Below are 10,560 nucleotides of genomic sequence, written 5' to 3' on the forward strand. Positions count from 1 at the left end.
GACAGGACGCGTGACGGTGACGACCGGCAGCGGCGCGCAGCGCGCTACGGGAGGGGCTGCGGCGGCGGCCGGCGATTTCAAGGCCGGCGACAAGGTGGCCCACGGCAAATGGGGCACCGGCACCATTGTGTCCGTGAAGGGCACCGGCAACGATACGGAGCTGCAGATTGCTTTTCCGGCGCCGGTTGGCGTGAAGCGGCTGCTCGCCGGATTTGCGCCGATTACCAAAGTTGAGTAGCCGGCAGGGTTAGCACAGGCGATTATGGAAAATAAAGAGATATAGAAATGCTATTCTCTTGCTAGATACAATCCTTATAACGGAGGGATATGCCCGGATGGACGTTATGCATACCATGGAAGAGCTTGTTGCCGAGCTGAATAAATTCAATTATCACTATTACACCCTGGATGCCCCGTTAGTCAGCGACAAGGAGTATGATGTGCTCTACGACAAGCTTGTTCAGCTTGAAGCAGAGAGCGGACTCGTGCTGCCCGACTCTCCTACCCAGCGGGTTGGGGGAGAACTGCTGAAGGGCTTTACCCCGCACCGGCACCTTGCGCCCCTCTGGAGCCTCGACAAGGCGCAGAATATCGAGCAGCTGCGTAGCTGGAATGCCCGTGTGCTGAAGCTGGTGAATGACTATAACACCAAAAATCCGGATAGGCCCCTGCCTGAGCCCTGCTATGCGGTGGAACTGAAATTTGACGGACTGACCCTTAATCTCACTTATCGGGACGGCAGGCTTGTACAGGCTGCGACCCGGGGCAACGGGGTAACCGGTGAAGGTATCCTTGCCCAGGTCAAGACGATCAAGTCGGTGCCGCTCACTATTCCCTTTAAGGAAGGACTGATCGAAGTCCAGGGTGAAGGGATTATGAATCTGTCGGTGCTGGCCGATTACAATACTCGCGCAGCCGAGCCGCTGAAGAATGCGCGCAACGGGGCTGCGGGTGCACTGCGCAACTTAAATCCTAAGACGACTGCCGAACGGAGGCTGAACGCTTTCTTTTATAACGTGGGTTATGCCGAAGGCGTGCAGTTTGCCGATCATCAGCAGATGATGGATTTTCTGCGGACCAACCAGTTTAAGGTGAATCCTTATCTTACCTATTTCGATAAATTCGATGACGTTACCGAGCAGCTGGCGGAGATTGAAGAGAAGCGTGCCGGTCTGGATTACCTCATTGACGGTGCAGTTATCAAGGTAACGGACTTCCGGATCCGCGAAGCATTGGGCTACACGGATAAGTTCCCGCGCTGGGCGGTAGCTTACAAGTTCGAGGCGGAAGAAACGACGACCATTCTGGAATCGGTCAGCTGGAATGTGGGGCGCACCGGTAAGGTGACTCCTCTGGCCCGTGTCGAAGCCGTAGAGCTTGCCGGCGTTACCGTACAGAATTGCACCCTTAATAATATTGGTGACATCGAACGCAAAAATCTCAAACATGCGCTGGGCACCCGTGTCTTCATCCGCCGCTCCAATGATGTCATTCCGGAAATTCTCGGCAAGGTAACGGAGGAGAGTGACGGTGGGGAGATTATTTTCCCTGAGAACTGTCCTGCCTGCGGCTTCCCGCTGGAAATGCGCGGAGCGCATCTGTTCTGCAACAACAAGCTGGACTGCAAGCCGCAGATTGTCAGCCGGATCACTCATTTCGCCTCCCGGGATGCGATGGACATAGAGACCTTCAGCGAAAAAACCGCCGGCCAGCTGCATGAAGAGCTGAATGTGCGGGAGCCGGCTGATTTATACGAGCTGACCTTTGAGCAGCTGGTCAAGCTGGACCGCTTCGGCGAGAAGAAGGCCGATAATCTGCTCAAAGCGCTTGAGGAGAGCAAGGGCCGTGATCTCGCTTCCTTCCTCTATGCGCTGGGCATTCCGAACACAGGCAAGGCAACCACACGGATGCTGGCCGATCATTACCGCAGCCTGGAGGCTGTTATGAACGCAACCGCCGAAGAGCTGTCCGGTCTGCCGGATATCGGCGGAATCGTGGCGGAGAGCATCGCGAGTTTCTTCGCGGATCCTTTTGTAGTGGTGAGCATTAACCGTATGCTGGAGCTGGGTGTGCAGGCCAAAGCGCCGGAAGTGCCGCGCCAGGTCAGTACCGATTCCTTCTTTAGCGGCAAGACGGTGGTCCTGACAGGTTCCCTGCAGAAGCTGACCCGCGAGGAGGCGGCAGAGCGGCTGGAGGCACTGGGAGCCAAGGTGTCCGGCAGCGTATCCAAGAAGACAGATCTGGTTATTGCCGGCGAAAAGGCAGGCAGTAAGCTGGCCAAAGCCCAGCAGCTGGGGATTCAGGTCATCGAGGATGAAGAAGAGCTGATTCGTCTGCTTGAGCTTTAAGCGGCACTACCCAATTGCATAACATTGGACCTCCTAGAGTCCTGTAATCTCACTGCGCAGCAGCGGGGATGCAGGGCTCTTTTTTTGCATTTTGAACCTTTTCCGGTAAGAACGCTAAAATTAACACATGAACAATTGATAATTTAATACAACTGGTTACTAATTTTGACAATTCGTTAACCTTTCCCAGCTAAGCTATGGTAAGAATCATCATAAGGAGGAAGGGTATACAATGAACAAGCTGATGAAGGGCATCATTTTTGGTGGATTAGCGGCAGCTGTGGTTTCCGGGGCAACGCTCGCCGGAGCGGCACAGGGAACAACGAACGCAGGGGGAGCGGCAAAAGCCAAGTCCAAAAATCTGATTGTGCTGATTGGTGACGGGATGGGCCCGGCCCAGATTTCGGCGGCAAGATATTTTCAGCAATACACCAAGGGTGTCAGTCATTTGAATATCGATCCTTATTATGTAGGACAGGCTACTACATATGCAGACCGCGGTGAAGACGGCGGGAAGATTGTATCCGGTATCGTTACGGACTCCGCTTCAGCGGGTACTGCCTTTGCCACAGGACACAAAACCTATAATGCAGGCATCAGCGTATCCAACGAGGATGTATCCAAACCGTTTGCTTCCATTATTGAAGCTGCAGAGAGTACCGGTAAGGCAACAGGGTTAGTAACCACGGCGCGTATTACACATGCTACACCAGCCGTTTATGCGTCACACGTGCGCAACCGCGATAATGAAGCGGCAATTGCCTCGCAGTATCTGGAGAGCGGTGTGGATGTGCTGATGGGCGGAGGGAAGCAGTTTTTTGTAACCAAGGAAGAGAAGGGCAAACGGACGGACAAGAGCCTTATCCCTGACTTTACAGCCAAAGGATACACCGTGGTCGAGAATGTGTCTGCCTTAAATGCGCTAACCTCCAAAAACACCAAGGTGCTCGGCCTGTTCGGCAGCTCCCATGTTGCCTATGTTCCGGACCGGACGCCAGAAACCCCGAGTCTTGCAGCCATGACCTCCAAGGCACTGAATATTTTATCAACCGATAAGGATGGCTTTGTCATGATGATTGAAGGCGGACGTATTGACCATGCCGGTCATGCCAACGATCTGCCGACGCTCGTCCAGGAGGCGCTCGATTTCGACGCCGCATTCAAGACAGCGATTGATTTTGCCAAGAAAAACGGTAACACCTCCGTCGTAGTCACAGCGGACCATGAGACCGGCGGCCTGTCCCTTTCACGTGATAACATTTATGAAATCAATATTGATCTGTGGAATAAGCAGAAGCATTCCTCCGAAAGCCTGGCGGCGGCTCTTGAAGCGGCGCAGACACCGGAAGAGATCCGCAGTATTGTAACAACAAATACCTGGATTACGGATCTTACCGATGAAGAGGTTACCCAGATTATGAACGGGGACGGCTCCTCGTACAAACGCGAAGGTGCGTACAACGCCGTCATTTCCAAACGCCTGCTCGTCGGCTGGTCCGGTCACGGGCACTCGGCTGTAGATGTCGGAGTCTGGGCATACGGGCCGATTGCGGACAAGGTAAAAGGCCAGGTGGACAATACGCAGATTGCCACAGCAGGTGCGGGGATTCTGGGTCTGGACCTCAACAAGCGTTCAGCAGAGCTGCAGTCCAAATATCTGTATCCTAAGTTTAAAATCAGCCGCGACAACGAAGTGCTCTACCCGGCCGAAGCACTGGCCAAAGCGCTTGGAGGGACGTATAAAGGAGATGCTTCCGCCGCGAAGCTGGCGCTGAAGAACAATACCATTGATGTCAGCCTGACAGGCAAAACTGCCAAGCTTAACGGCAAGACAGTGGCATATACAGTAGATGTGGATAATGGCGTGCTGTACCTTCCGCTCACTGCATTTAATCAGCTGACAGGCACAACCCTGAAGTGGGATGCTTTGTCCGAACGGCTTGTCCTGAGATAGGAGTGTGACCGGGTGCTTCAGATTCGGGAGGTAAAAAACAGTTCAAGGTAGACGGAAGACCGGTGCCGATTCTGGATATCCCTGAGTGGAATGTGGAAAAAGGAGAGCGTGTAGCCATTACCGGACCCAGCGGGTCCGGTAAAAGCACGCTTCTACACCTGGTAAGCGGAATCCTCCGGGCGGACAGCGGCAGCATTATAGTGGACGGTCAGCCGCTTCACGAGCTGGCGGAGGCCAAACGCGATGCTTTCCGTGCTTCCCGCATCGGCTATGTGCTGCAGGACTTTCATCTGATTCCGTCCCTGACGGCACGGCAGAATATCGAGATTGCGATGACCGCAAGGCTTACGGCTAAGGAGCGAAGAAGGACCGTTGACGGCTGGCTGGAGCAGGTAGGACTAGCGGACCGCAGCCAGCACCGGCCTTCCCAGCTGTCGCGCGGCCAGCAGCAGCGGATAGCCATTGTCCGGGCGCTGGTGAATCAACCTCCGCTTCTGCTGGCTGATGAGCCTACTGGGAGCCTGGATTGGGAGACCGCGGATGAAATATCCGCTCTTTTGCTTGAGCTCAGCATTGCGCACGGACATACGCTGATCGTTGTCACTCATGACCTCAATATGGCGGGGCGTTTTCCGCATTGCCTGAATATTCAGGATGTGAACACCGTCCGCCGGGAAGCAATGCCACTGCTGCGGCACAGCCTTGGGATAAGGGAGGAGGCAACAGTATGAGCCTGTTCAGACTGACGCTGCGCAACGTGCTGCACCGGCGTTTCCTGTCTCTGCTCACTGTCTGCGCTGTTGCCGTAACCGTGGCTTTTATTGTACTACTTACCTTGTCCCGTGAAAGTGTGGAGCAGGGGGCCAAAAAGGGCTACGGCCCTTTTGACCTTGTCATCGGAGCGGCGGGCAGTGAAACTCAGCTGGTGCTTAATACCTTTTACCATATCGGTGCCCCTACCGGAAATATTCCGCTTGCTGCTTTGGAGCAGGCCAGACAGGATCAGTCTGTGGCTGAAGCGTATGCGATGACAACGGGAGACAACTATAAGGGGTTTCCGATAGTAGGGCTGGAGTCAGGGTACTTCTTTACAAGATACGGCGGTGCCAGACTGCACGAAGGCTCCATGTATGCCCATACCGGTGAAACCGTTGTCGGTTCATATGTTGCCAAATCGCTGGGGCTGAAGGTAGGAGACACCTTTTCTGGAGCGCACGGTCTTGTACAGGAGGAAGACCTTGAATCTGCGGAAGCTGAGCATGGTGAAGAACACGGAGAAGAGCATGATGCAGAGCACGCACACGGCAGCTTCCGCTACACCGTAACCGGTATCCTTCCTGAGCTCCATACCCCGGATGACCGTGCGGTATTTACAACGGTAGACTACGCCTGGGCTGTGCACGGACTTGCACCTGAAGACAGGGAGATTACAGCAGTATTAGTAAAGCCGGCAAGTCTGCTTGGGGCCCACAATCTGAAGCAGGAGCTTGATGGTTCTAACGGAGTCCAGGCAGTTTATACAAGCAAGGCCGTATCCGATGTATTAAATGCAGTGGATCAAGGCTCCAGGCTGCTCAGTGTGCTGACGGCGATTTGTGTGCTGCTGGCCGGGATTTCGATCTTATTATCGCTGATTGCCGCAGCGGGTGAACGTACCAAGGATGTCGGACTATTGCGTCTTCTTGGTAAATCAAGGGGCTATGTATGGCTGACCTTGACCTGTGAAGGCCTGCTGGTCACGGCCACCGGGCTGATCGCCGGCCTGCTGCTCGGTCATCTTGGCGCTTACCTGCTGAAGGATGCACTGTTTGCACAGGCGGGCATCCAGATTCAGCCTTATCACTGGACACCGGAGCACTGGCTGATTGCATTAGGCGCTATTACCATTGGTCTGCTGTCCTCGCTCGGTCCGGCGTTCCGGATGTACCGGATGCATCCGCTTGCGCTGTTCAAATCATAGGAGGTACACTCATTTGATACGATTACAGAAAAGGCTGTTTCCCGCGCTGGCAGCAGTGCTGGGCATGCTGCTGCTGCAGGCCTGCGGTCAGAATACAGTTGCTGAAGGCGATGGGGAATCCTTTGCTGCGGCGGCGGAAGCTCCGGCTCAATCAATCTTGCCGGCAGACGCGCAAGCGAGTCCGGTTGCGCAGGTGCAAGCCGGAACACCGGAAGCCTCTGCTGCGCCTCCGGCAGAACGGCTTTCTGCTACAGCTCTGCCGGCCGTGGGCAGCTCCCCTGCTGGCGTGGAAGTCCATCAGAAGGAATCGGCAGCACCGTCCGCAAAACCAGCTGTCACTTCAGAGGATCTGCAAAGCGGCAAGCAAGGAGCGGCTGCAGCTGACAACACCGCTCCAGGGACACCCAAGCCGGCGGTTACCCCGTCTGCGGCTGCAGCTGTTACACCGAAGCCCGTCCGGCAACCCGGCAGCTCTACTCCCGGTACGCCAGCACCTGCACCTGTGAAGCAGCCAAAGAGCACTGGTTCTGACGGGAGTGGGGGTGGCGTAGAACAGCAAGGTCATTCTGCGTCTGCTCCAGCAGCAAGCCCCTCTCCGGCAGCGGCAGCAGCCATTCCGGCAGAAAGTACTCATTCAGGGATTTCATCCATTGACTGGAACGGTTTTTTTGATGGCAGCGACCAAACGCGGCCCTCAGAGCACTTCTGGGACCTTAGCGGCAGCAAGGTCAAAATAAAGGGCTTTATGGGTGAGGTCCTTTCCTTTGAAAAGAACTGGTTCCTGCTCATTCCAGAGCCGGGGGCAGAATGTCCTTTCGATAACGGGGATGAAACCTACTGGAACAAAATCATGATTGTTTTTGTGCCCGGCGGCGATAAGCTCCGTTATACTTCCGGACCCCTTGAGATAACGGGGCGTCTGGATGTGGGCATCAAGATTGACGAATCAGGCTACAAAACAATGTTCCGGCTGTACGACGCCTCCTTCAAGAGTCTTTGAATCAAAGTAAGTGTTACGGAAAACGCAAGTAGCCTCTGCCCTTTACAGGGAGCAGAGGCTATTTGCGTCCGGTCTATAATCTTTGCGTCATACCCGTTTGGCACCGGGCAGCCAGGCGTCCTTATCGTATCCGCGCTGTTCCCAGTATCCGACGTGATCTTCCGCAATTAACTCGATCCGGTTAAGCCATTTGACCGATTTATAGGCGTACATCTGCGGAGTCACCAGACGCACCGGTCCACCGAGCTGATTCGGAATCGGTAAGCCGTCATGCATTACTGCTACCATTACATCTTCCATGCGGGCCTGCGGCAATGTCAGGGAATCAGTGTAGACGCCGTCGCCGGAATACAGCTTGACCATTACAGCTTCATTTTTTACTCCTGCCATATCCAGCAGCTTCGATAGAGGGAGACCCTCCCATGTGTTTTTATATACAGACCAGCCGGTCACACAGTGAAAATCACTGACCTGCACTTCGCGCTGCAGCTTAACGAACTCTTCCCAGGTCCAGGTGAACGGTTGGTCGACCAGTCCATCAATCGTAAAGGACCAGTTGGAGTTATCGAATGCCGGAATATCGGTTACCGTGTATATCCGGAAGCTGCCCTCTGCACCGCCGCCTATGGGCGGAGAAGAGTCTGCCAGCGGCATGGGATCGGGAATAAGAGTATTGGCGTTGTCGGCCGCATAATCTGCAGTGCCGGGCAGCTGGAGTGACTTGCCGATCCACCGGACAAAGGTCGGGCCAACGGTAACGGCCAGGCCTGCACCGACAGCAAGTTTGATGAAGCCGCGCCGTGTGTATACAGGCTGGGGAGTACTGACGGCTGCGGGATGCTTTATATCCGTTATAGTGCCGGAGCCAACAGGACTTCGTGTTTCTGCAACGACTGAACGTTTCCGGGGCTCCTTCAGCCATTTCACCCGGGTAACGGAGTGATAGATGATGACAGGCAGTCCGACCCAGGTGAGCAGGTCATGAATCCAAAGCGCCGCATTCGCTGCTCTTGGCCCGGCAAGCCTGAACTGCCATAGCACAATCCCTGATGCAAGCCAGCCGATAAGGAGGACAAGTACAAAGATAACATTTGCCTTTTGTGCCGTTTTCCCGTCTAGCCTTTTCCAGTGCTTTGAGGCAAGCAGCAGATAATAGATAACCGGAATAAGCAGCACCAGCCCGAGGACAATATGTGCCCATTTCAGCCATACTCTGCCTTCACCCAATACCTCGCGCCAAAAGCCGCCTACCAGCAGCAAACCGCTCACCGCCAGAAACAGTACGAGCCAGGCATTCCACCGGTGAATCGAAACAAGCTTCTTGCCGTATCCTTTCCGGATGTTAGCCAGCATCTTTCTCAATGGATATTCCTCCTTCAGCCTTCGAAGCCACCAGTTAGTTCAAGTTTGAATTAATTAATTGTACCGCAAAAAAACGCCGTTGAATAATCTCCCTTATATGTTGCGCTGCACATTCGAAAATCCGGGAAAATGCATTAAAAAGCCCAGCCTGCTCTTGTCCGGAGAAGGTTGGGCAATTTAGAAAAATTGGATTTTGAAGGCGAAATGTTATTCAGCGGCCCATTGCTCCAGCTTCTTGTCACCGGGAAGCAGGAGTGCGACCAGTCCGAGCAGCGGCAGGAAGCCGCAGGCTACAAACACAGTAGTAATATCGGTGTGATCTATCAGTTTGCCGATGACCAAAGAGCCGATACCACCAAGACCAAAAGCCAGTCCGGTAATCAGACCTGAAACGGTACCGATATTTCCCGGGTACAGCATCTGTGCGTATACAACGGTTACCGAAAAGCTGGACAGGAGTACAAATCCCGAAATAATCAGCAGCACAGCTGCCCAAAAAGCATTGGCGAACGGAAGAATGAGAGCGAGCGGCACAGTACCTACCATAGAAAGGAGAATGAGATTACGCCGTCCGAAACGGTCAGCAAGCGGTCCGCCAAAAAAAGTGCCGACAGCCCCCGCGGCCAGATACAAAAAGATATATATTTGGGCGCTATCAAGCTCCATGCCGTAATGATCCATTAGATAGAAAGAATAGTATCCTCCGATCGAAGCCCCGTACCAGGAACGTACAAAAACGATAAAGACCAGTATGATGGTAGCCATAAATACCGCTTTGCGGCGTGCAGGGTCAATAGTGCCTGTTGAGGTTTTCTTGCGGAACGTATACCCGGCATTCAGCATTCCGCGGTACCACCGGGCGACATAAGTCTGAATAACAATTCCGGCGGCGGCAAAAAGAGTGAACCCGAGCGCTCCGATCTGCCCGAAAGGAATGAACACCCCGTAGTTCAACAGAGGCCCCAAAGCCTGCCCCGCGTTTCCGCCGACCTGAAAGATCGACTGTGAGAGCCCTTTACGCTGTCCTGCCGCCATATGCGCTACTCTCATACCCTCAGGGTGGAAAGCGGCAGATCCCAGTCCGACAAATATAATAGAGATGATCACCAGAGGATAGCTGTCAGCAAAGGCCAGAAGAAAAACCCCTGCAAATGTACAGCACATGCCGAGCGGCAGCAGAATGGGTCTGGGCTTACGGTCTGCAGCAAACCCGATTACCGGCTGAATTAGGGATGAAGTAATATTCAAGGCAAAGGCAAGCCACCCGATCTGGGTAAAAGACAGCAGCAGGTTATCCTTGAGCGTAGGGAATAGCGCCGGGATTACCGCCTGAATGGAATCGTTAAAAAGATGAACAAAGCTGATGGCCAGCAATATTCTGTATATAGTGGCCTGCTGTTGATTACGCTGCTCATTGGTCTCAAGAGCAGGTGCAGGAATGCCCTGCCTGACGTTAGTATTCATTGATACTCCTTTCCATACGAATATAATAAGAGGATTTCTGCAGAAGCAGTACAGGTTCTATTGTAGCCACTCTTAAGGCATCCTGGGAATCAAATTATGCTGATCGGCTGATGTAAAAGTACCTAAAAGCTATTTTGTAAAAAAAGCTTGCATTCATTTGGACGGCATGATATATTATCTCTTGTGCTTATGAGACATCGACGCCGAATAAACGGGCTGAGAGAAAAATAAGTTGACAAGAAATAAAGAAATATGATATGATCTAATTCCGGTCGTGAAAACGAAAGTTGAATGACTGGTGCAAGTTCTTTGAAAACTGAACAAATGGAACGCGTTAATTTTTACAAGATTCATTAAATGAATCGTCAGTTTCAAAATGAGCGAATCGCTCTTTCGATAGTTTTCGGATGGTTATTTCCTCGAAGTCATTCGGGTGAAGTAGCCGCACGGAAAAACCTTATTGGAGAGTTTG

At 53.3% G+C, this 10,560-nt stretch carries 8 protein-coding genes; 6 read left to right on the top strand and 2 right to left on the bottom strand.

The genetic code is table 11. The features are described from left to right. From AWJ19_RS05305 to AWJ19_RS05330, 6 genes are all read left to right on the top strand, one after another. Positions 1-238, top strand: a 238-nt coding sequence (locus AWJ19_RS05305; protein ID WP_206744044.1) for a hypothetical protein, incomplete at its 5' end; no start/stop codon positions are given. A gap of 97 nt (positions 239-335) precedes the next feature. Beyond that, positions 336-2,348: an NAD-dependent DNA ligase LigA gene (ligA, locus tag AWJ19_RS05310; RefSeq protein WP_068722022.1), complete on the top strand. Its 2,013-nt coding sequence runs from the start codon at positions 336-338 to the stop codon at positions 2,346-2,348. A 232-nt stretch (positions 2,349-2,580) separates the two neighbouring features. Further along, entirely contained in the window at positions 2,581-4,302 is a 1,722-nt protein-coding gene (locus AWJ19_RS05315; RefSeq protein WP_068722023.1) for an alkaline phosphatase, read from the top strand. Between the two features lie 62 nt (positions 4,303-4,364). Continuing rightward, complete coding sequence (locus AWJ19_RS05320; RefSeq protein WP_068722024.1) at positions 4,365-5,033, top strand: ABC transporter ATP-binding protein; 669 nt, start codon at positions 4,365-4,367, stop codon at positions 5,031-5,033. Then, the gene (locus AWJ19_RS05325; RefSeq protein WP_068722025.1) at positions 5,030-6,262 is read left to right on the top strand and encodes an ABC transporter permease; all 1,233 of its coding nucleotides are present in this window, start codon (positions 5,030-5,032) and stop codon (positions 6,260-6,262) included. The genes AWJ19_RS05320 and AWJ19_RS05325 overlap by 4 nt, the downstream gene beginning before the upstream one ends. Positions 6,263-6,275: 13 nt before the next feature. Next, complete coding sequence (locus AWJ19_RS05330) at positions 6,276-7,262, top strand: hypothetical protein (protein ID WP_241781611.1); 987 nt, start codon at positions 6,276-6,278, stop codon at positions 7,260-7,262. A gap of 87 nt (positions 7,263-7,349) precedes the next feature. Here AWJ19_RS05330 and AWJ19_RS05335 read toward each other — a convergent pair whose 3' ends face one another. Both AWJ19_RS05335 and AWJ19_RS05340 read right to left on the bottom strand, forming a co-directional pair. Beyond that, positions 7,350-8,624 carry a molybdopterin-dependent oxidoreductase gene (locus AWJ19_RS05335; RefSeq protein ID WP_082707710.1) on the bottom strand — a complete coding sequence of 425 codons (1,275 nt, stop codon included), beginning with the start codon at positions 8,622-8,624 and terminating at the stop codon, positions 7,350-7,352. A gap of 207 nt (positions 8,625-8,831) precedes the next feature. Further along, complete coding sequence (locus AWJ19_RS05340) at positions 8,832-10,088, bottom strand: MFS transporter (protein WP_082707711.1); 1,257 nt, start codon at positions 10,086-10,088, stop codon at positions 8,832-8,834. Between the last annotated feature and the right edge of the window lie 472 nt (positions 10,089-10,560).

It is taken from the genome of Paenibacillus sp. DMB5 (assembly GCF_001517085.1).
GTDB lineage: Bacteria > Bacillota > Bacilli > Paenibacillales > Paenibacillaceae > Paenibacillus_AQ.

Excerpts from the sequence above, each read along its gene's own strand:
- ligA (WP_068722022.1), top strand. The coding sequence starts at position 336 with ATGGACGTTATGCATACCATGGAAGAGCTTGTTGCCGAGCTGAATAAA.
- AWJ19_RS05315 (WP_068722023.1), top strand. The coding sequence starts at position 2,581 with ATGAACAAGCTGATGAAGGGCATCATTTTTGGTGGATTAGCGGCAGCT.
- AWJ19_RS05325 (WP_068722025.1), top strand. The coding sequence starts at position 5,030 with ATGAGCCTGTTCAGACTGACGCTGCGCAACGTGCTGCACCGGCGTTTC.
- AWJ19_RS05340 (WP_082707711.1), bottom strand. The coding sequence starts at position 10,088 with ATGAATACTAACGTCAGGCAGGGCATTCCTGCACCTGCTCTTGAGACC.